We start from the raw sequence: 20,879 nt of genomic DNA on the forward strand, positions 1-20,879 counted from the left end.
GCGTGGTAGAGGAAGACGGGGATGTGCCCGGCCGCCGCCCGGCCGCCCTCCCGCGCCGCACCCGCTCGCGCGCCCTCGTTCATCCCGCCTCCCGTCCGACCGTGCGCAGGGCGCGACGAGCGCGCAGGTAGCCGACGGGCCCGTACAGCATGCCCCGCAGCTGTAGCCGTGCCAGGCGCCGCGGCCAGGGATGCGTACGGGAGTCGTGCCCACCCGGCGCCCCCGTCACGGGCCCCGCGCCGCCACCGGCGTCGGGGTCACCGGCCGCGGTCACGTCGGCGGCGCGCGCCTCGGTCGCGCGGACGGCGGTCAGCGCCCGCGCGTGCGCCAGCCCGCCCGGCACCCGGGCGAGGAGGGCGGGCAGCAGCGCGGGCCGGTTCACCAGGATCGCCGTGAGGTAGGCGGTGAGGCCCGCCCCGTAGCCGTACGCCTGGGTCTCCAGGTCCCGCCAGGTCTCCCGGTGGTGGTGCCAGACCAGCGCCGAGGGGGTGTAGCGCAGCCGGTGGCCCTGGGCGAGGACGCGGACGAAGCCGTAGAGGTCGTCGCCGCCCCGCGCCCGCGTGCCCGCGCCGGTCGCCGGGTCGAAACCGCCGACCGCCCGCAGCACCTCTGTGCGGAAGGCCATGCTGGCGCCGGAGCCGAAGCGTCCCGCGGTGAAGGGGAACAGCGGTTCGTCGGCGGGCGGGCGCTCGGGGTCGTACGTCCGGGGGGTGAAGCCCTTCGCGAAGCCGCCGTGGCTCTCCAGCAGCACCTGGGCGGGGGTGCCCAGCCGCGCGGGCAGGATCAGCCCCGTGGCGCAGCCCAGGCGCGGGTCGGCGGCGAAGGGCGCGGTCAGTTCGGTGAGCCAGCGCGGGTCCGCGACCACGTCGTCGTCGGTGAAGGCGACCACCGCGCCGCGTACGGCCGAGAGCCCCCGGTTGTGCGCGATCGCCAGCCCGGGGACCGGTTCGCGGACGTAGCCCACCCGCTCCCCGTACTTCCGCTCGACCAGCTCCCGGGTCTCCTCGGTCTCGGGGGCGTTGTCGACGACGACGATCTCGAAGTCCGGGTGGTCCTGCGCGAGCAGGGAGTCCAGGGCGCGGGCGAGCTGGTCCGCGCGTTCCCGGGTGGCGACCACGACACTGGCGGACGGCGGCGCGGGCGACGGCCCGGGCGCGGCCCCGCGGGGCACTTCCCGGGCGAGCGCCGCCAGCACCCGCGTGGGATCGGCGCCCTCGGGCACCTCCCCGAGCAGCGTGCCGACGGGCCGCCCCGCCCGCCTCACCAGGAGGAACACCGCGCCGGACGTCACCGGCGGGCTGCCCGGCCCCGGTCTCAGCATGGGCCCTTCGTCGCCGAGGTCCAGCTCGGCGACCTGCACCGGTCCGATGCTCAGGAACTCCGCGATCTCCCGTCGTGTCTCCTGCCGCGCACGCCGCACGCCGGCCATGCGCCCACCCCCCTCGTGGTTGCCCTCCGTCATGACCGGCGCAGCCGGGCCGCGCCCTTGAGCGTCCGTACCGCCAGCGAGGCGAGCCGGGGCCGGTCGCGCACGAAGCCGTGCGCGCGGCGGGCCGGTTCGCGGCCGAGCCAGTGCAGTGCGGCGCCCGCCCCCGGGCGGGTGGCGGCGCCCTCGTACACGGGCAGTTCGCCGGTCTTGAGCGAGTCCTTGTACTCCGCCGCGCCCCGGCCCATGTCCAGCACGCCGATCCCCTCGGCGGCGGCCGCCTCGGCCATGCGCAGATGCAGGACCAGCCCCGGCGAGTACTTGGCGAAGCCGGGGTCGTACGCCGGGAACCAGCAGGCCAGGACCGTCGCCGAACGCAGCCCGAAGTGGGCCGCGACCGGCCGGCCGCCGGCGTAGAGCACGGACAGCGTGCCCGTGCACTCGGGTGCCCGGGTCTCGGCCAGCCGGGCCACGAGCCGGCTGATCCACTCCCGCGCGAACCGGTCCCGGCGCCCCGTCCTGCGGTACTGCGCCGACTTCCACTCCATCAGCGTGCGCAGCGCGGCCGGCTCGCGCTCGTCGAACACGAAGCGCAGGTCCCCGGCCCGGCGGCCCAGCCTGCGCTCCTTGGCGAGCGTGGTCTTCAGGAACTTCGGCGACCGGGCGCGCAGCACACGCTCGTACGCCTCGTACCCCTTCTCCACGTCGATGACGTACGTGGTGTGCTCCTCCGCGGCGAACGGAGCGAAGAGCTCCTGGTCCGCCTCCAGGTTGTCGAAGGCGAAGCTCGACAGGGAGCAGGCCCTGAGCAGCCGGCGGGTGTCCGGGACGAGGCCCGGGCGCAGCACCGCGCCCTGGCAGTCCGAGACCCCGAGTCCGATCGCCCGCCCCTGGCCCAGCGGCCCGCGCTCGTGCGGCAGGAACCCGGCCGCCTCGCCGCCTTCGTACACCACGGCCACCCGCGCCCGCGGCCGTACCCGGCCCACGACGTCGGTGAACTCCGGCTCCATGAAGGGATTGCGGGGCGCCCCCGACTTGGCGCGCAGCTCGCGCCAGTGCTCCCGTTCCCCCTCGCCCAGCTCCTGCGGCCTGAGCACGCGCACACGTCCGCCGTTCAACCCGACCCCCCGATCAAGTCCCCCTGGACAACAGGAAGGTACCCCCGGGGGCCCGCGGCCGGTAGGCGGCGGGCCATCTTGTTGCCAATCGGTGCACAGGCCTTGAACCGGCCTTAGCCGGTGATGTGCCAGGTTCCGGACACGAACGTGCGTCCTCGCGCGTACTTGCGCCCTACTCGTGCGCACTTGTGCCGTACTCGCGCGTCCTCGTTCGGATGCGATCGCCGGTGAGTCGGACAGGTGCGGTGTCCGTATTCTCTGATCATGGACCGCACCGCGTATTCACTCGTCGCCACCGACCTCGACGGCACGCTGCTCCGCGGCGACGACACCGTCTCCGACCGGTCGTTGGCCGCTCTGGCACGGGTGGCCGAGGCGGGTGCGCGGCACCTGGTGGTGACCGGGCGGCCGGCACCCCGGGTACGGTCCCTGCTGGACCGTCTCGGCTGCACGGGGCTCGCGGTGTGCGGACAGGGCGCGCAGGTGTACGACGCCGGCGCGCACCGGATGCTGTGGTCGGTCACCCTGGACCGGGAGCTGGCCGAGACCGCGCTCGGCAAGATCGAGGCCGAGGTCGGGCAGGTGCACGCCGCCGTCGACCAGGACGGCGTCGACGGCCTCACGCTCATCGAGCCGGGCTACCTGATGCCCCACCCGACGCTGCCCGCGGTACGGGTCGAGCGGCGCGACGAGCTGTGGGAGGCACCGATCAGCAAGGTGCTGCTGCGCCATCCCGACCTGGGCGACGACGAGTTGGCGGCGACGGCGCGCGCGGTGGTCGGTTCCCTGGCCACGGTCACGATGTCGGGGCCGGGGACGGTGGAGCTCCAGCCGTGCGGCATCACCAAGGCGACCGGTCTGGCCCTGGCCGCCGAGCGCCTGGGCCAGAGCCGGCGGCGGACGATCGCCTTCGGGGACATGCCCAACGACATCCCGATGTTCCACTGGGCCGCCCGCGGGGTCGCCATGGCCGACGCCCACCCCGAACTCAGGGCGGTGGCCGACGAGGTCACCCTCACGAACGAGGACGACGGCGTGGCCGTCGTCCTCGAGCGGATCTTCGGTACCCCCTAGCGCGGCCGCCGCCGCGGGGGGTGCGGCTCAGTACGCGCCGAAGACGTTGTCCATCGAGCCGTACCGGTCGGCCGCGTAGTTGCAGGCCGCGGTGATGTTGGCGACCGGGTCGTACGGGTCCCAGGAGGTGCCGGGCACGTGGTACGCCTGGAAGGTCGGGTCGATCACCTGGAGCAGGCCCTTGGACGGGGTGCCGTTGACGGCGTTGATGTCCCAGTTGTTGATGGCGAGCGGGTTGCCGGACGACTCCCGCATGATGTTGCGGTGGATGCCCTCGTACGAGCCGGGGATGCCGTGCTGCGCCATGACGTCGAGCGACTCGCGGATCCAGCCGTCGAGGTTGTCGGGGTACGTCGTCGCCGCGGTGGCGGCGGCCGGGGCGGCGGCGGGGGTGGCCGCGGAGGCGCCGGTGGCACCGATGAGCGGCAGGGCGAGCACGGCGGCGCCGGTGCCGGCGACGGCGAGCCGGCGGGCGATGCGGGCGGTCCGGGCGTGACGGTTCTGACCGTTGGCAGACATGCTTGAGTCCCTCTCCTTACGCCTGCGAGGTGAGCTGTCGGGTTCGGGCGGGGAGGTGCCCGGCCGCGCCCTGACGGGTACGGCTTCACCCCGAGCCGCTCCGGTGGTGACCGGTGCGGCGACTTACCTGGGTCCCCCGCTCCTGCCTGCGAGTTTGTTGGTGGATGACTGTGCGTTCGGGCGGTGGCAGGATTCGGCGTCCGCCCGACAGGCCGGGAACGTATGCGAGAGCACATGTCCGGAACAAGTGCAGGAATCACCCCACGCCCATGTTGACCTTGATCCGGGGTGTTTGGGGTGCTTGATCCTTTGCGTCCGCCAAGCCTCAACTGGCTTGCGGGACAAAGGGAGGGCGCGGTCGGCGGCAGGGTTGCCTACAGGGGGAACGGCGTGAGCCAACTCACGGGCCTCAATAAGAGCGGCAAATCGGGCATTAATCCCAACTGGGCGTCAACCGCCCGCAGGTGGGGAGGGCCGGAAGAGGCGGCCCGGCGGCCGGCCGGTGGTCGGCCGGTGATCGGGTGGTGCCGGCCGGCGTGCGTTCCCTTGCCGGGGTCGCGCGCCGTGTCCCGCTCCGTCCGGTGTTCCCGCGCGCTGTGCGGGCATCCGTTCGGGCGGGAGTGGGGTGTGGCGAGTGGGTGACGTTCTCGGAGCGCGGGCCGTTGGGGGGAGTGGTGGGATCTTCCTTGGCGGCTCCCGGCCCGCTCGCGTTCCGGGTCGCGTCCCTCCAGTGATGTCGATCAATATCTGCTCATATCGCCTGATCAAAAACTTGCCGCGCATGATCCGATACCGACCGGCCTGTAACGGTGGGCGCTAGCGGTGATCGAAACGTGACCGGATACGCTGACTTGAGTGGTGGCAGCGACCTATCGACAAACCAGGTAATCGCCAGTAGACACCAGCAGACAGGAGACCCCTCGTGACCGTCGTCGGGCCGTTCGGGCTGAGCGTGCGGGACCAGGCTCTGGAAGCCGATGTCCAGGCCGGATTGGTTGCTGTCGAGGAAGGGTTGCTCGAGGCAACCAAGAGCGAGGTGCCCTTCATCACGGAGGCCGCCCAGCACCTGGTGCGGGCGGGAGGCAAACGGTTCCGCCCGTTGCTCGTGATGCTCGCGTCCCAGTTCGGCGACCCCTACGCTCCCGGCATCGTGCCCTCGGCGGTCGTCGTGGAACTGACCCACCTCGCCACGCTGTACCACGACGACGTGATGGACGAGGCCACCGTGCGGCGCGGCGTCCCCAGCGCGAACACCCGCTGGGGCAACTCGGTCGCGGTCCTCACCGGCGACTTCCTGTTCGCCCGGGCCTCCCAGATCCTCGCCGACCTCGGTCCCGAGGCGGTCCGTGTGCAGGCCCTCGCGTTCGAGCGGCTGGTGACCGGCCAGATCCTGGAGACGGCGGGACCGCAGGACGGCCGTGACCCGGTGGATCACTACCTGGACGTGCTGGGCGGCAAGACGGGATCGCTGGTGGCGGTCTCCTGCCGGTTCGGCGCGATGATGTCCGGCGCCGACGAGACGGTCGTGGACGTGCTGACCCAGTACGGCGAGCGGCTCGGTGTCGCCTTCCAGCTCGCGGACGACGTCCTGGACATCGCCTCCGACTCCCACGAGTCGGGCAAGACACCCGGGACCGATCTGCGCGAGGGCATCCCGACCCTCCCGGTGCTGCGGCTGCGCGAGCGGGCGGCCCGGCTGGGGCTCGCCGAGGACGTCGCCCTGTGCGAGCTGCTGGACTCCGACCTGAGCGACGACGCACGGCACGCGGAGGCGCTGCGCCTGCTGCGCGCCCACCCCGCGCTGGAGCAGGCGCGCCGGGACACCGTCCGGTACGCCGAGGACGCCCGGGCGGCGCTGGCCCCGCTCAAGGAGTGCGACGCGAAGACCGCGCTGGTCGAACTCTGCGAGGCCGTGGTGCACCGGGCCGGTTGAGCCTCGGTGGCCGGTGGCCGGTGGCCGGTGGCCGGTGGCCGGTGCGGGTGCCGGTGCGGGTGGCCGGTGATGGTGTCGGTGCCGGCCTCGATGCGCGTGTCGCTGCCGTCGTCGGTGCCGTGGCCCGGGGTGCGGGTGTGCCGCGGCCGGTGACGGGTGGTGCCTCCCGCCGTCGGGCGGCGTACCCCACCCCTACGGGCCGGGGGAGGCGCCGCCCCTCCGTGTCATCCCGCAGGAGTACGCGGAGTTGAGCCCGCGGTCTGACGCTTGTGCCCGGCCGATTTGGTCAGATGGTCATCACGGAAAACACCAATCCTCACCGATTCGGGTGAGAATGGCGGCTCACGGGTGAGAGAACGCGTGCGAGGTCGCGAGAGAGCCGCCGCCGACGACGGAGGTAGGGCACACATGGCACCGATCGATTCCGAGGACAGCACGATGGCCGCCGGGGAGGGCGAGGAGGCGCGTGCCGGACGGCGCAAGGCCGCGCGGTACGTCGTCCCGGTCGCGGTGATGGGAGTGGCGGCCGCGACGATCGGCCTGGTCCCCGCGCTCGCCGACTCCGGGGACCCCGACCTCCCCAAGATCACGGCGGAGCAACTGCTGGAGAAGATCGCCAAGTCGGACGTCGAACAGCTGTCCGGCACCGTCAAGATCAGCACGGACCTGGGCCTGCCGGACCTCGGCGGCCTGGAGAGCGGTCTGATGTCCGGGATGTCCGGCGCTCCCGGCGCCGGCAAGGACGAGGACGGTTCCGCCGCCGACCCGTCGGCCAAGCTCACCGAGCTGGTCTCCGGCACCCACACGCTGCGGGTCGCCGCCGACGGTCCGGACCGGCAGAAGCTGTCGTTGCTGGAGAACGCGGCGGAGTACAGCCTGATCCACGACGGCAAGGACGTCTGGGGCTACGACAGCGGGTCCAACGAGGTGTACCACTCCACCGCCCCCGACGCCGCCGGCCAGCGGGAGAAGGAGGTGCCGGTCACCCCGAAGGACTTCGCCGACCAGGCGCTCAAGGCGGTCGACGACACCACTTCGGTGACCGTGGACGGCACCGCGCAGGTGGCCGGCCGGGACGCCTACCGGCTGGTGATCAAGCCCAAGCAGTCCGGTTCCACCGTCGGTGCCGTCACCGTCGCGGTGGACGCCGGGACCGGCATGCCGCTGAAGTTCACGCTGACGCCGGCGAGCGGCGGCGCCGCCGTCGTGGACGCGGGCTTCACCCAGGTCAGCTTCGCGAAGCCGGACGCGTCGACGTTCGACTTCACCCCGCCCGAGGGCGCGAAGGTCACCGAGGACGACGAGGCGGCCCGGGCGCCGGAGCGGGGGCACCGCGCCGAAGGCGGTCTCGCCGAGCGGACGGACGGCCTGGAGGTCATCGGGGAGGGCTGGAACTCGATCGCCACCTTCGACACCGGCGGCCAGGGCCTGCCCACGGCTGCCGCGGGCGGCGGTCTCGGCGGCTTCCTCGGCTCCTTCGGCGACCAGGTCAAGGGCGACTTCGGCTCCGGCACGGTCTTCAAGACCCGCCTGGTCAACGCGCTGATCACGGACGACGGCACGGTCTACGCCGGTGCCGTCACCAAGGACGCGCTGGTCAAGGCGGCCGACGCCGCGAAGTAGCGGCACCGCCGTCCCCGTACGACGAGAGAGGGAGCCGATGGCCGAAGCGTCCGCCGCGGAGCGGGAGCGCCCGGACCAGGGGAGCGCGGACGACGCCGTCATCGCCACCCGCGCGCTCACCAAGCGCTACGGCGGCGGACAGCTCGCCGTCGACGGTCTGGACCTGACCGTCCCGGCGGGCAGCGTCTTCGGCTTCCTCGGCCCCAACGGCTCCGGCAAGACCACCACCATCCGGATGCTGATGGGGCTGATCGAGCCGACCTCGGGGACCGCGCGCGTGCTGGGCCGGCCCGTGCCGCGCGCCGCCCGCACCGTGCTGCCCCAGGTCGGCGCGCTCATCGAGGGCCCGGCCCTGTACGGCTTCCTCTCCGGACGCGACAACCTGCTGCGCTACGACGCCGCCGACCCGACCGCCGACCCGCGCACCCGGCGCGAGCGCGTCGCCCAGGCGCTGGACCGGGTGGGCCTGGCGGCCGCCGCCGGCAAGAAGGCCAAGGCGTACTCGCTCGGCATGAAGCAGCGGCTCGGGCTCGCCGCGGCGCTGCTCCAGCCGCGCCGTCTGCTCGTCCTGGACGAACCGACCAACGGCCTCGACCCCCAGGGCATGCGCGAGATCCGCGCCCTCGTGCGCGAACTGGCCTCCGACGGCACCACCGTCTTCCTCTCCTCCCACCTGCTGGACGAGATCGAGCAGGTGTGCACGCACGCCGCGGTGATGGCCCGGGGGCGGCTGATCACCCAGGGCGCGGTCGCCGACCTGGCGGCGGGGGCGCGCGGCCGGCTGGTGGTGACCACCCCGGACGCGGGGGAGGCCGCCCGGGTGCTGAAGGAGCAGGGGGCCGCGGACGTGGTGATCGCCGAGGACCGGGTGAGCGCCGAGCCCCCCGACCGCGACCTCGCCGATCTGAACGCCGCGCTGGTGTCGGCCGGTGTCCGGGTCCGCGGCTTCTCAGTGGAGCGGGCCTCGCTGGAGGACGCGTTCGTGGCGCTCACCGGGGAGGGCTTCGATGTCGCGGGCTGAGACGCGGAGTGCGGTGCGCGCCCCGAGCGCGCTGTGGACCTTCGGGCTGCTGAGCAGCGAACTGCGGATCACCTTCCGGCGCTGGCGCACCCTCGCCCTGCTCGGCGTGCTGGCCGCGGTACCGGTCCTGGTCGGCATCGCCGTGAAGATCGAGACGAGTGACGGCGCGTCCTTCGGCGACGGCGGTGGAGGGGGCGGCGGCCAGGGGCCGGCCTTCATCTCGCAGGTCAGCAACAACGGTCTCTTCCTGGTCTTCACCGCGCTCGCCGCGACGCTCCCGTTCTTCCTGCCGATGGCCGTCGGCGTCATCGCGGGCGACGCGATCGCCGGCGAGGCGAGCGCGGGCACGCTGCGCTACCTCCTGGTCGCCCCGGCCGGCCGCACCAGGCTGCTGCTCGCCAAGTACGCGACGGTGATCGTCTTCTGCCTCGCCGCCACCCTGGTCGTCGCGGTGTCGGCGCTCGCGGTCGGAGCGCTGCTGTTCCCGGTCGGCGACCTGGTCACCATCTCCGGCACCCGGATCACGTACGCCGAGGGCCTGGGACGGGCGCTGCTGATCGCCCTGGTCGTCGCCGCCTCGCTCCTCGGCGTCGCGGCCCTCGGTCTGTTCGTGTCGACCCTGACCGGCAGCGGCATCGCGGCGATGGCGACGACGGTCGGACTGTTGATCACCGTCCAGATCCTCGACCAGATCCCGCAGCTCGACGCGGTCCAGCCGTACTTCTTCTCGCACTACTGGCTGTCCTTCGCCGACCTCATGCGCGAACCGGTCCACTGGGACGACCTGGTGCGGAACCTGGGCCTCCAGGGCCTCTACGCCGCGGTGTTCGGTTCGGCGGCCTGGGCCCGGTTCACGGCGAAGGACATCACCTCGTAACCGCTCGGTCCACCGCCGCGAACCTCACCTCGCGGCGGCGGGGTGAGGTGCGCACGGCCGACGGCGTCACCTCGCGGACACGGCGTCCGTGCGCTCGTACGGGAAACGGGCGAGCGGCGCCTCCCGCGCGAAGAAGGTCTTGGCCCGTGTCAGCGCGTCCGTGTCCCGCAGGACGTCCCCGGGCTTGCTGCCGTTGCCGAGCAGCACTCCGCCGAAGCGCATGCCCATGTAGGCCGCCGAGTTGTTCAGGGTGCCGATCAGCGGGTCGGCGACCTCCTGCTCCTCGTGCGCCAGCGCGGTGACGCCCCACAGGGTGCGGCCGGACAGGGTGGCCTTGAAGTCCAGGCCGGGGGTGCGCAGCCAGCCGGACCAGTGGTCCAGGTAGCGCTTGACCGGGGCGGACAGCGAGTACCAGTACAGCGGCGAGGCGATCACGAGATCGGTCGCGGCGAGCGTCGCATCGAGGAGCAGGCCGGCGCTGCCCTCCGTGGGGCGCGCGTGGTCGCTGTCGTGGCGCAGGTCCTCGAACTCGGGCAGTGGATGCGCGGCCAGGTCGATCCAGCGCTGCTCGACGCCGGACGGCAGCTGTTCGGCGGCGCGCCGGGCGAGCAGCTCGGTGTTGCCGTCGGGACGGCTGCTGCCCAGCAGGAAGAGGAATCGGCGGGTCATGAGGTCCCCCGGAACGGTTGTCGTGCGCGGATACCAGCACATGCATTATATGCGTACGCATTTATCTGTCCATGGGTCTCCCTGTCCGAGCGCGCGAGCGCGGGCGGGCGGCCGGGGCGGACGCCCGGCTTCGAGCGTCGACGCGCCGACACCGGTGTGACCTCCTGGAACGAGCCTGTGACACCCCGGTGACGCGAGAAGGGGGAGCGAGCGGAGAGACTCGACGGCAGGTGTACGACAGGCATGACAGGCTCTGGACGGCGCGGAAACCGAAACCGCCGACGGAAGCCGCCGATGAGTGGGGGAACGATGTCTCGACTCGGTCGCGAGGAGCAACGGGGCCACGAGGGCGCCGAGCGCCCGCCCGCCCCTGCGGCGACGCCGATCGAGGTCCGCGTGCCGGCGGCGGAGCCCGGCGCACGCAGCGCCTCGGTCGACGGCGCGCTGGTCGTCGCGGCGCCCGGCGAGGAGATCCAGAACGCCGTCCTGAACCGCCTGCACCGCCTCGCCCTGGCGGCGGGCCGGCCCGTCCTCGCCACGATTCACGACGAGCGCATCGGCTGCTCCGTCCCGCTCCGGGTCGATCCCGACGGCTCCAGCCACCTCGCCGCGGAACCGGTCCCGACGGCCCCCGCGGAGAAGCCCGTACGACGGGACCGGCCCACGCACGTCCTGCGCGCGGTGGAACCGGTGACGGAGGGTACCGCCGCGTCCCACCCGTCGCCGGCGCCCGAGACGCGGCGGACGCCCGCCGGTGATGCGGCACCGACGTTCACCCTGCGCGCCCTGGCCGCACCGGCGGGGGGCGCGGCGCCCGGTACGGTCGCGCCGCCGACGGGGGTCTTCGGGCCGCCGCCCCGGATGGACGGCGGCTCCGTGGCCAGAACCACCGAGCAGGCGCACCCCCGGCCCACGGCGGGGCCCGCCGTCGGGCGGGCGGCGGTCGACGGGCCGGCAGTGGCCGCCGGTTCGAAGCCGGTCGCGGCGCCCGCGCCCGTCCCGGTGCCCGCGTCCGCGCCCGAGCCCGTCGCCTGGCCCGAGCCGGTCACCGATGCCGAGTCCGAGTCGCGCCAGGCGCACGAGTCGCTCGACGTGCCCGAGTACGAGCCGCGACACGCGCCCGAGCCCGAGCCGACTCCAGCCCCCGAACCGCCCCGCGCTCCCGCGCCCGTCTCCGCTCCCGCTCCCGTCCCCGTCGTCGACCTCGGTCTCGCCGCCGCGGCCGAGCTGGGGCCCAGGCCCACCCCCACCCCCGCCCGCGGCTTCGATGCCGTGGCCGAGGCCGTGCTCGGGGACGGACCGCTCACCGCGCCCGGTGACGCCACCGCCCCCGCGCTCCTCGCGGAGCCGACCGCCCGTATCAACGAGGCCGTCAAGGAGGGGCGTACGGAGGAGGCGGCGCGGCTGGCCGAGCGGACCGTGGGGGACGCCTCCACGACGCTGGGGCCGGAGCACCCCGAGGTACTCCGGCTCCGCGAACTCTGCGCCTACATCGCCTACTTGTCCGGCGAACCGGAACGTGCCTTCCACCTCTCCATGGACCTGGCCCGGACGCACCACCGCGCGGGCGACGCCGAGGCCGCCTACGGCAACGTCCGCAGCGCGGCCACCGCCTGGCGGGCCGTTCGCGACCCGGAGCGGGGCCTGGAGCTGGGCCGCGAACTGGTCGGCCTGTGGGGTGGACTCGCCGCCGAGGAGGGCCCGGCCGCGGACGACGCCGAGGAGCTGGAGACCGCCCGCAACCGTATGGGCCGCCTCACCGAGCGCGCCCGCGCCCGCACCGCGGCCGGCTGACCGGACGGCCTGCGCGGCGGGCCGCCCGGTCTACCGGGACAGCTCCCACATCGCGTACGCGATGGCGTCGCTGTTGCGGTTCAGGGCCGTGTCGTTGATGTTGGCGGTCGTGTCGCAGGACGAGTGGTAGCAGCGGTCGAAGGGCTGCCCCGCGGTGCCGCCCCACTTGGCGGCCTGGGCCGACGTCTTGCGGTAGTCGGCGCCGCTGAAGAGGCCACCGACGGGGACACCCGCGTTCTTGAAGGGCGCGTGGTCGGAGCGGCCGTCGCCCTCGGTCTCGATCTCCGTGGAGACGCCGAGGCCGGCGAAGTAGTCCTTGAAGGTCTTCTCGATCGTGGGATCGTCGTCGTAGACGAAGTAGCCGGGGTTCGGCGAACCGATCATGTCGAAGTTCAGGTAGCCGCTGATCTTCGCGCGCCCGGCGGAGCCGAGGCTGTTGACGTAGTGGCGCGAGCCGACCAGGCCCAGCTCCTCCGCGCCCCACCAGGCGAAGCGCAGGTGCTTGGCGGGCTGGTGGCCGGAGCGGGCCACGGCGAGGGCGGTCTCCAGGACGGCCGCCGAGCCGGAGCCGTTGTCGTTGATGCCGGCACCGGAGGAGACGCTGTCCAGATGTGACCCGGCCATGACAACCTGATCGACGTTGCCGCCCGGCCAGTCGGCTATCAGGTTGTAGCCGGTGCGTCCGGAGGCGGTGAACCGCTGGACCGTGGTGGTGAAGCCGGCCGCGTCCAGCTTGGCCTTCACGTAGTCGAGCGAGGCCTGGTAGCCGGGGCGGCCGTGGGCGCGGTTGCCGCCGTTCGCCGCGGCGATCGACTGCAGTTGGGTCAGGTGGGCCTTGACGTTGGCTATGGGTATGTCGGGCGCCGCGGCGACGGCCGCGGGCCCGGAGGCGGACGCGGCGTGCTCGGAGGCGGAGGCCGCGCCGGCCACCGAACCGCCGGTCATGAGTGTGGCGACCGCGACGGCGCCGGCCGTCAGTGAACGCCCGGAAAGGGGGAGCTTCATGTGGGGGGCTCCGGATTCCTAGGGAGGCCCTGGGGAGGGGACTCCGCAGTGAATGGGGTGCCTGGATGGTGTGGCCGGGACTGACCCGTCGTCAAGACCGTTATCCGGCCACCACCTTGCGGATATCGGGAACCCCTGGTCGCCGGCCCGTCCTAGTGGACGCAGAACTCGTTGCCCTCCGGGTCCGCCATCGTCACCCACTCCCCGCCCTGCTCCTTCACCTGCCGCAGGACGCTCGCCCCGAGCGCCTCCAGCCGGGCGACCTCCGCCTCGCGCCGCCCCTCGCCCGGGTGCAGGTCCAGGTGGAGCCGGTTCTTGCCGGTCTTGGCCTCCGGTACGCGCTGGAACAGCAGCCGCCGCCCCAGCCCGGCACCGCTCTCCTCGTGGCACGGGTCGTCCGGATGGCGTACGGCGGCCAGGTCCCGCCAGGCGCGGCGGCCGTGGGACTCGACGGTCAGCTCGGCCGGTACGGCCCCGAAGCCCAGCAGTTTCTCGATGAGGGCGCTGTTGTCCTCCACCTCGTAGTGGAGGGCGGCGGCCCAGAAGTCCGCCTGGGCGTGCGGAGCCGCGGCATCGATGACGATCTTGAAGTGCACGGGGGCGGGTGACGAGGTCGATGTCATGTAACCAGTTATACTGGTTATGTGAGTGAGCGGACAGCGAAATCGCCGAAAACCTCCCCCGGTCTGACGCTCGTGACGCGCGAGGGCAAGCCGTACCGCTTCGACCCGGGCGCCCTCTGTCTCGAACTGCTGACGACCGGTGGGCCGGGCGCCTACGCGCGCTGGGAAGTACTGCACGAGCCCGCGGACCTGGTGGCCTGGGCCGGGCGCAGCCGGCTGCCGGGCGGACTGGAGCCGGCCGTGGACCAGGCCGATGTGCAGCGGGCCCGAGCCCTGCGCGACGCCCTGTTCCTGCTCACCGCGGACCGGGCGCACGGACGGCCGCTCCGGCCCGACGCCCTGGAGGCCGTGAACGCCGCCGCGGCCGAGCCCTCGCTCGTCACCCGCGTGGAACCGGACGGCGCCCGGGGCTGGGCCCCGGGCGCCACGGGCGTCCGCCTGCTGTCGACGGTCGCACGCGACGCGATCGAGCTGTTCACCGGTCCGTACGCCGACCGCATCCGCGAGTGCGGCGCCCACGACTGCCTTCTCCTGTTCGTGGACACCTCACGCCCGGGGCGCCGTCGCTGGTGCGCGATGGAGCACTGCGGCAACCGTGAGAAGGCGCGGACCCACCGCGCACGGCGAGCGCCCGACGCACGCTGACGCCGAGGGGGGAAGGCCCAGACGGGGCTAGGGGGGAGCGGGGAGGGCTGGAGGAGCGGGGAGAGGCAGGGAGGGACCGTGGAGGGGCAGCAGGGCTACGGCTTCGCCACCGGAGCGTCCCGCTGTTCGGGCCCGGAAGGGTCGGGGGCAGGCGCTCCGGAGGCCACGATTCCCGACTCCCGCTCGGCGCCCCCCTTCACCGGCGGCACCCCGGCGCCCGTCCGGTCGAGCTGTGCCCTGAGCGCCCGGGCGGTCCGGCGGACGGTGCGCAGGGCGTCCCAGGTGAGCAGCGTCAGCGCCAGCCAGACCAGCGCGAAACCGGCCCAGCGTTCGGGCGGCATGGCCTCGCCGAAGTAGAAAATGCCGAGCAGGAACTGGAAGACCGGGGCCAGGTACTGCAACAGCCCCAGCGTCGAGAGCGGCACGCGGATCGCCGCCGCACCGAAGCAGACCAGCGGGATCGCCGTGACCACGCCGGTCGCGGCGAGCAGGGCCGCGTGTCCCGCGCCCTCCGTGGTGAAGGTGGAGTCGCCCCGCGCGCCCAGCCACAGCAGGAAGCCGAGCGCCGGCAGGAACTGGATCGCCGTCTCGGCGGCCAGCGACTCGACGCCACCGAGGTTGACCTTCTTCTTCACCAGGCCGTACGTGGCGAAGGAGAAGGCGAGGCAGAGGGAGATCCACGGCGGCCGTCCGTAGCCGACGGTGAGGACGATGACGGCCGCGAGACCGGTGCCGACCGCCGCCCACTGCACGGGCCGCAGCCGCTCCTTGAGCAGCAGCACCCCCATCGCGATGGTGACCAGCGGGTTGATGAAGTACCCGAGCGAGGCCTCGACCACATGACCGCTGTTCACGGCCCAGATGTAGACGCCCCAGTTGACGGTGATGACGGCGGCGGCCACGGTGATCAGACCCAGCTTCCGCGGCTGCCGCAGCAGCTCGCCCGCCCAGGCCCAGCGCCGTACGACGAGCAGGGCGACGGCGACGAAGGCGAGGGACCACACCATCCGGTGGGCGAGGATCTCCCCGGCCCCGGCGGGCTTGAGCAGCGGCCAGAACAGCGGGACGAGGCCCCACATCCCGTATGCCGCGAAGCCGTTCAGCAGGCCTATGCGCTGTTCGCTCCTCGACGACCCGGCCACGGGCACCTCCTTCTCGCGCTGCCGCATGCCGGGGCGGAGGCATGCCACGACGAAGGTAGCGCCGTGACCGGCCGTCTGTCATGTCCGTATCGGCATACGGTCATGACAGACGGCCGGGTGGGGGCCGACGGCGGGCGTCAGTCCTTGAGCGCGGCGGAGACGGCCTCGGCGAGCGGCGTGGTCGGGCGGCCGGCCAGCCGGGACAGGTCGCCGGTGGTGACGACCAGCTCCCCCTTCTCGATGGAGCCGTCCACGCCCGCGAGGACGGCGGCCAGCGGCCCGGGAAGCCCGGCGCCGGTGAGGATGCCGGCGTAGGCCTCGGTGGAGACGGGGGTGTAGACGATCTCCCGGCCGGTCTGCCGGCTCAGTTCGGCGGCGTACTCGTCGAAGCTCCAGGCCTCGTCGCCGCCCAGTTCGTACGCCTTGTTCTCGTGACCCTCGCCGGTCAGGACGGCGACGGCGGCGGCCGCGTAGTCGGCGCGGGAGGCCGAGGAGATCCGGCCCTCGCCGGCCGCCTGCACGACGGCGCCGTGCTCCAGGACCGGGGCGAGCTGCTCGGTGTAGTTCTCGTGGTACCAGCCGTTGCGCAGGAGCACGTACGGCAGGCCCGAGCCGACCAGCGCGTCCTCGGTGGCGCGGTGGTCGTCGGCGAGGGCGGCCGTGAGGCTGCTGGGGGCGCTGGTGTAGGCGAGCAGGGCGACGCCGGCCTTCCTCGCCGCTTCGATCACGACCGTGTGCTGCTGGACGCGGCCCTTGTCGAACTCGTTGCCGGAGATCAGCAGCACCCGGTCGCCGGCGGCGAACAGGCCGTCGAAGGTCTCGGGGCTGTTGTAGTCGGCGACCGCCAGCCGGACGCCGCGGGCGGCGAGGTCGGCGGCCTTGTCCCGGTCGCGGACGACGGCGGTGATCCGGTCGGCCGGCACCTTCTCCAGCAGCTGCCGCACGACGTGGCGGCCCAGGTGTCCGGTGGCTCCGGTGACGACGATGCTCATGGCTTCAGTACTCCTTGTGGGGGTGCGATGCCACTGACCCTAAAGCGTGCGCTAACTAAATGACAGTGCCCACTTTGAAGTAAGGTACTTACCTTTGAGTTAGCTTCCTGGTCGGGTGCCTGGTCGTCCCTGCGCGCCGACCTGGGCGCGCGCATGCGAGAGGCCCGGGCGTTGCCGCCCGGGCCTCTTCACAGCCGTGCGCCGCCGGTCTCAGCCGACGACCGTCCAGGTGTCCCCGCCGGCGAGCAGCGCGGCGAGGTCGCCCTTGCCGTCCCGCTCGACGGCGGTGTCGAGCTGGTCCGACATCAGCGTGTCGTAGACCGGCCGCTCGACGGAGCGCAGCACACCGATCGGGGTGTGGTGCAGGGTGTCCGGGTCGGCGAGCCGGGACAGGGCGAAGGCGGTGGTCGGGGACGCGGCGTGGGCGTCGTGGACCAGGATGTCCGCCTCGTTGGCCGCGGTGACCGCGACGACCTTCAGGTCGCCGGTGGCCGGGTCGCGTACGACCCCCTTGGAGCCCTCGCTCCCGAAGCGGATCGGCTGCCCGTGTTCGAGGCGGATCACCGCCTCCTCGGCCCGCTCCCTGTCCTTGAGGGCGTCGAAGGCGCCGTCGTTGAAGATGTTGCAGTTCTGGTAGATCTCCACCAGGGCCGTCCCCGGGTGCTCGGCGGCCTGGCGCAGCACCTCGGTGAGGTGCTTGCGGTCCGAGTCGACGGTCCGGGCGACGAACGACGCCTCCGCTCCGATGGCGAGGGAGACCGGGTTGAAGGGCGCGTCCAGCGAACCCATCGGGGTCGACTTGGTGATCTTGCCGACCTCGGAGGTGGGGGAGTACTGGCCCTTGGTCAGGCCGTAGATCCGGTTGTTGAACAGCAGGATCTTGAGGTTGACGTTGCGGCGCAGGGCGTGGATGAGGTGGTTGCCGCCGATGGAGAGCGCGTCGCCGTCACCGGTCACGACCCACACGGACAGGTCGCGGCGGGAGGAGGCGAGCCCGGTGGCGATGGCGGGGGCACGGCCGTGGATCGAGTGCATCCCGTAGGTGTTCATGTAGTACGGGAAGCGGGAGGAGCAGCCGATGCCGGAGACGAAGACGATGTTCTCCCTCGCCAGACCCAGCTGGGGCATGAAGCCCTGCACGGCGGCGAGGACGGCGTAGTCGCCGCAGCCGGGGCACCAGCGCACCTCCTGGTCGGACTTGAAGTCCTTCATGGACTGCTTGCCCTCGGCCCGGGGGACCAGCTTCAGTGCCTCGACCGTGCCGGTGCCGACCGGTTTCTCTTCCGTGGACGTCTCAGCCATCGATGGCCTCCTTCAGGACCGTGGCGAGCTGTTCCGCCTTGAACGGCATGCCGTTGACCTGGTTGTACGACTGGGCGTCGACCAGGTACTTCGCCCGGACGAGCGTGGCGAGCTGACCGAGGTTCATCTCGGGGATCACCACCTTGTCGTACCCCTTCAGCACCGCTCCCAGATTGCGCGGGAACGGGTTGAGATGGCGCAGGTGCGCCTGCGCGATCGCCTGACCGGCGGTCCGCAGCCGGCGCACCGCCGCCGTGATGGGCCCGTACGTCGAACCCCAGCCCAGCACCAGCGTCCGCGCGCCGTCCGGGTCGTCGACCTCCAGGTCGGGAACCTCGATGCCGTCGATCTTGGCCTGCCGGGTGCGGACCATGAAGTCGTGGTTGGCCGGGTCGTACGAGATGTTCCCGGTGCCGTCCTGCTTCTCGATGCCGCCGATCCGGTGCTCCAGGCCCGGAGTGCCCGGCACCGCCCAGGGGCGGGCGAGGGTCTGCGGGTCGCGCTTGTAGGGCCAGAACACCTCGGTGCCGTCGTCCAGGGTGTGGTTGGCGCTGTGGGTGAACTGCACCGCGAGGTCCGGCAACTCGTCCGGCTCCGGGACGCGCCACGGCTCACTGCCGTTGGCCAGGTATCCGTCCGAGAGCAGGAAGACCGGGGTGCGGTACGTCAGCGCGATCCGGGCCGCCTCCAGCGCGGCGTCGAAGCAGTCGGCCGGGGTGCGCGGGGCGACGACCGGGACCGGCGCCTCGCCGTTGCGCCCGTACATCGCCTGCAACAGGTCCGCCTGCTCCGTCTTGGTCGGCAGGCCGGTGGACGGCCCGCCGCGCTGGATGTCCACGACCAGCAGCGGCAGCTCCAGGGAGACGGCGAGCCCGATGGTCTCGCTCTTGAGCGCCACCCCCGGACCGCTGGTGGTCGTCACGGCCAGCGAGCCGCCGAACGCGGCACCCAGCGCCGCGCCGATGCCCGCGATCTCGTCCTCGGCCTGGAAGCTCCGCACACCGAAGTTCTTGTGCTTGCTGAGCTCGTGCAGGATGTCCGAGGCCGGGGTGATGGGGTACGAGCCGAGGAAGAGCGGCAGATCGGCCTGGCGGGACGCGGCGATCAGGCCGTAGGACAGCGCCAGGTTCCCGGAGATGTTGCGGTACACGCCCGGCGGGAACGCCTTCGCCGCCGGCGCCACCTCGTAGGAGACCGCGAAGTCCTCCGTGGTCTCACCGAAGTTCCAGCCCGCCCGGTAGGCCGCGATGTTGGCGGCGGCGATGTCGGGCTTCTTCGCGAACTTCGACCGCAGGAACTTCTCCGTGCCCTCGGTGGGCCGGTGGTACATCCAGCTCAGCAGCCCGAGCGCGAACATGTTCTTGCTGCGCTCGGCCTCCTTGCGGGTGAGGTCGAACTCCTTGAGGGCCTCGACGGTCAGGGTGGTCAGCGGCACCGGATGCAGGTGGTAGCCGTCGAGCGAACCGTCTTCCAGGGGCGAGGTGTCGTAGCCGACCTTCTGCATCGCCCGCTTGGTGAACTCGTCGGTGTTGACGATGATCTCCGCACCGCGCGGCATGTCGTCGATGTTCGCCTTGAGCGCGGCCGGGTTCATGGCGACCAGCACGTTGGGGGCGTCACCGGGGGTGAGGATGTCGTGGTCGGCGAAGTGCAGCTGGAAGGACGAGACACCCGGCAGCGTGCCGGCGGGCGCCCGGATCTCGGCCGGGAAGTTCGGCAGCGTCGACAGGTCGTTGCCGAACGACGCGGTCTCCGAGGTGAAGCGGTCGCCGGTGAGCTGCATCCCGTCGCCCGAGTCCCCCGCGAACCGGATGATCACCCGGTCCAGCCGGCGGACGTCCTTCGCCCCGACCGGTTTGCGCTGCGCTCCCACGACGGTCTCGTCGGTTCCGTCGGCCTGCTCCGCTGGGCTGCTGACCTGGCTGGTCACTGAACTGGACCTCCCTCGAGGCGGCTGTCCCGGGGACCGGTCTCTCACCGGCCGTCCCAGGATCAACCCTACGTCCGCAAGGGTTTACTTCCGGTGGACATTCGCATGATGGTCACGCCTCGAGACGGCGCGCCGCCCCGGCGGCCCACGGTTTCCGCACCCCCCGCCACTCGTGAGGACGCACCTCGCACGGGCCCCGCATCCTCATTCGTTCGGATGAGCCGCCGGTCGGGGAGGGTGAGCGGCCGGTCCGCGCCGGTGAGCCGCCGGGCCGCCGGAAGCGGCGTCAGGAGTTGAGATAGGTGAGGACGGCGAGCACCCGCCGGTGGTCTCCGTCGCTCGGGGACAGGCCCAGCTTCATGAAGATGTTGCTGACGTGCTTCTCGACGGCCCCGTCGCTCACCACGAGCTGCCGCGCGACCGCCGAGTTCGTCCGGCCCTCGGCCATCAGGCCCAGCACCTCGCGCTCCCGCGGGGTGAGCCCCGCCAGAACGTCCTGCTTGCGGCTGCGCCCGAGCAGCTGCGCGACCACCTCCGGGTCCAGGGCCGTCCCGCCCCGCGCGACGCGCACGACCGCGTCCACGAACTCCCGCACCTCGGCCACCCGGTCCTTGAGCAGGTAACCGACCCCGCGGCTGGAGCCGGCCAGCAACTCCGTGGCGTAGCGCTCCTCCACGTACTGCGACAGCACCAGCACCCCGAGGCCGGGGTGCGCCTTGCGCAGTTGCACCGAGGCGCGCACCCCCTCGTCGGTATGGGTCGGCGGCATCCGTACGTCCGCCACCACGACGTCCGGCAGCTCGCCCTGCGCGTCCAGCTCGGCGATGGTCTTGATCAGCGCCTCCGCGTCGCCGACACCGGCCACGACCTCGTGCCCGCGGTCGGTCAGCAATCGGGTCAGCCCCTCTCTGAGCAGCACTGAATCCTCGGCGATGACCACCCGCACCCTGTCCTCCACGATCTCGGCCCCCCACGCCCGTCCACCGCACGGTCCGCGCGGCCCACGCCGCGTCCACGAACCGTCCGTGCGACAGGTCCAGCATTCCAGCTCCGGCGGCCGGATGCGTCGGGGCAGCCGGAAGAGAACGGGAGGGGCGGGGCGGCGGCCCGGCTCGACCGCCCGATGACGGCCGGTCGATCACGTCGCCCGGGCCGGGGGAGGGGCACCGGGCGGACGGTTGTCACG

Annotated in this window: 18 protein-coding genes and 1 riboswitch; of the genes, 7 read left to right on the plus strand and 11 right to left on the minus strand. The window is 72.7% G+C overall.

Annotated features, from left to right (window positions below; translation table 11 throughout):
• Positions 1-79: 79 nt before the first annotated feature.
• Entirely contained in the window at positions 80-1,429 is a 1,350-nt protein-coding gene (locus tag SAM23877_RS20905) for a glycosyltransferase family 2 protein (RefSeq protein WP_053135426.1), read from the minus strand.
• Positions 1,430-1,458: 29 nt separating this feature from the next.
• Positions 1,459-2,523, minus strand: a complete 1,065-nt coding sequence (locus SAM23877_RS20910; RefSeq protein ID WP_244902983.1) for a GNAT family N-acetyltransferase — start codon at positions 2,521-2,523, stop codon at positions 1,459-1,461.
• 285 nt (positions 2,524-2,808) lie between these two features.
• On the opposite strand from SAM23877_RS20910, the gene SAM23877_RS20915 reads away from it, so the two are divergent.
• Complete coding sequence (locus SAM23877_RS20915) at positions 2,809-3,618, plus strand: HAD family hydrolase (RefSeq protein ID WP_053135432.1); 810 nt, start codon at positions 2,809-2,811, stop codon at positions 3,616-3,618.
• Between the two features lie 27 nt (positions 3,619-3,645).
• Here the strand turns inward: SAM23877_RS20915 and SAM23877_RS20920 are convergent, their stop codons facing one another.
• Entirely contained in the window at positions 3,646-4,137 is a 492-nt protein-coding gene (locus SAM23877_RS20920; RefSeq protein WP_053135435.1) for a transglycosylase SLT domain-containing protein, read from the minus strand.
• 5 nt (positions 4,138-4,142) lie between these two features.
• Positions 4,143-4,310, minus strand: a riboswitch (cyclic di-AMP (ydaO/yuaA leader).
• A 749-nt stretch (positions 4,311-5,059) separates the two neighbouring features.
• On the opposite strand from SAM23877_RS20920, the gene SAM23877_RS20925 reads away from it, so the two are divergent.
• The 4 genes from SAM23877_RS20925 (at position 5,060) to SAM23877_RS20940 (ending at position 9,591) form a co-directional block, all read left to right on the plus strand.
• Positions 5,060-6,070, plus strand: a complete 1,011-nt coding sequence (locus SAM23877_RS20925) for a polyprenyl synthetase family protein (RefSeq protein WP_053135438.1) — start codon at positions 5,060-5,062, stop codon at positions 6,068-6,070.
• A 408-nt stretch (positions 6,071-6,478) separates the two neighbouring features.
• Entirely contained in the window at positions 6,479-7,693 is a 1,215-nt protein-coding gene (locus SAM23877_RS20930; protein WP_053135440.1) for a LolA family protein, read from the plus strand.
• Positions 7,694-7,730: 37 nt separating this feature from the next.
• Positions 7,731-8,714: an ABC transporter ATP-binding protein gene (locus SAM23877_RS20935; protein ID WP_053135444.1), complete on the plus strand. Its 984-nt coding sequence runs from the start codon at positions 7,731-7,733 to the stop codon at positions 8,712-8,714.
• On the plus strand, positions 8,701-9,591 hold the full coding sequence (locus SAM23877_RS20940; RefSeq protein WP_053135447.1) for an ABC transporter permease: 891 nt from the start codon (positions 8,701-8,703) through the stop codon (positions 9,589-9,591). Before SAM23877_RS20935 ends, SAM23877_RS20940 begins: the two co-directional genes overlap by 14 nt.
• A 66-nt stretch (positions 9,592-9,657) precedes the next feature.
• Here SAM23877_RS20940 and SAM23877_RS20945 read toward each other — a convergent pair whose 3' ends face one another.
• On the minus strand, positions 9,658-10,260 hold the full coding sequence (locus tag SAM23877_RS20945; protein WP_053135450.1) for a flavodoxin family protein: 603 nt from the start codon (positions 10,258-10,260) through the stop codon (positions 9,658-9,660).
• A 309-nt stretch (positions 10,261-10,569) separates the two neighbouring features.
• Here SAM23877_RS20945 and SAM23877_RS20950 point away from each other — a divergent pair, with 309 nt between their 5' ends.
• Positions 10,570-12,054: a hypothetical protein gene (locus SAM23877_RS20950; protein WP_053135453.1), complete on the plus strand. Its 1,485-nt coding sequence runs from the start codon at positions 10,570-10,572 to the stop codon at positions 12,052-12,054.
• 30 nt (positions 12,055-12,084) lie between these two features.
• On the opposite strand, the gene SAM23877_RS20955 is transcribed toward SAM23877_RS20950, so the two are convergent.
• On the minus strand, positions 12,085-13,059 hold the full coding sequence (locus tag SAM23877_RS20955; protein WP_053135456.1) for a M28 family metallopeptidase: 975 nt from the start codon (positions 13,057-13,059) through the stop codon (positions 12,085-12,087).
• A gap of 152 nt (positions 13,060-13,211) precedes the next feature.
• Entirely contained in the window at positions 13,212-13,682 is a 471-nt protein-coding gene (locus SAM23877_RS20960) for a VOC family protein (RefSeq protein WP_053135458.1), read from the minus strand.
• A gap of 21 nt (positions 13,683-13,703) precedes the next feature.
• On the opposite strand from SAM23877_RS20960, the gene SAM23877_RS20965 reads away from it, so the two are divergent.
• Positions 13,704-14,327, plus strand: a complete 624-nt coding sequence (locus tag SAM23877_RS20965; protein ID WP_244902984.1) for a CGNR zinc finger domain-containing protein — start codon at positions 13,704-13,706, stop codon at positions 14,325-14,327.
• Between the two features lie 95 nt (positions 14,328-14,422).
• Here SAM23877_RS20965 and rarD read toward each other — a convergent pair whose 3' ends face one another.
• From rarD to SAM23877_RS20990, 5 genes are all read right to left on the minus strand, one after another.
• The gene (gene rarD / locus SAM23877_RS20970; protein ID WP_053135464.1) at positions 14,423-15,469 is read right to left on the minus strand and encodes an EamA family transporter RarD; all 1,047 of its coding nucleotides are present in this window, start codon (positions 15,467-15,469) and stop codon (positions 14,423-14,425) included.
• Between the two features lie 137 nt (positions 15,470-15,606).
• Positions 15,607-16,461 (minus strand): SDR family oxidoreductase, encoded by an 855-nt coding sequence (locus SAM23877_RS20975; protein WP_053135467.1) that lies wholly within the window; start codon positions 16,459-16,461, stop codon positions 15,607-15,609.
• Between the two features lie 210 nt (positions 16,462-16,671).
• Positions 16,672-17,763, minus strand: coding sequence for a 2-oxoacid:ferredoxin oxidoreductase subunit beta (locus SAM23877_RS20980; protein WP_053135470.1), 1,092 nt, complete (start codon positions 17,761-17,763; stop codon positions 16,672-16,674).
• Complete coding sequence (locus tag SAM23877_RS20985) at positions 17,756-19,693, minus strand: 2-oxoacid:acceptor oxidoreductase subunit alpha (RefSeq protein WP_053135473.1); 1,938 nt, start codon at positions 19,691-19,693, stop codon at positions 17,756-17,758. Before SAM23877_RS20985 ends, SAM23877_RS20980 begins: the two co-directional genes overlap by 8 nt.
• Before the next feature lie 286 nt (positions 19,694-19,979).
• Positions 19,980-20,651: a response regulator transcription factor gene (locus SAM23877_RS20990; protein ID WP_053135476.1), complete on the minus strand. Its 672-nt coding sequence runs from the start codon at positions 20,649-20,651 to the stop codon at positions 19,980-19,982.
• Positions 20,652-20,879 lie beyond the last annotated feature (228 nt).

This window comes from Streptomyces ambofaciens ATCC 23877 (assembly GCF_001267885.1).
Taxonomy (GTDB): Bacteria; Actinomycetota; Actinomycetes; order Streptomycetales; family Streptomycetaceae; genus Streptomyces; species Streptomyces ambofaciens.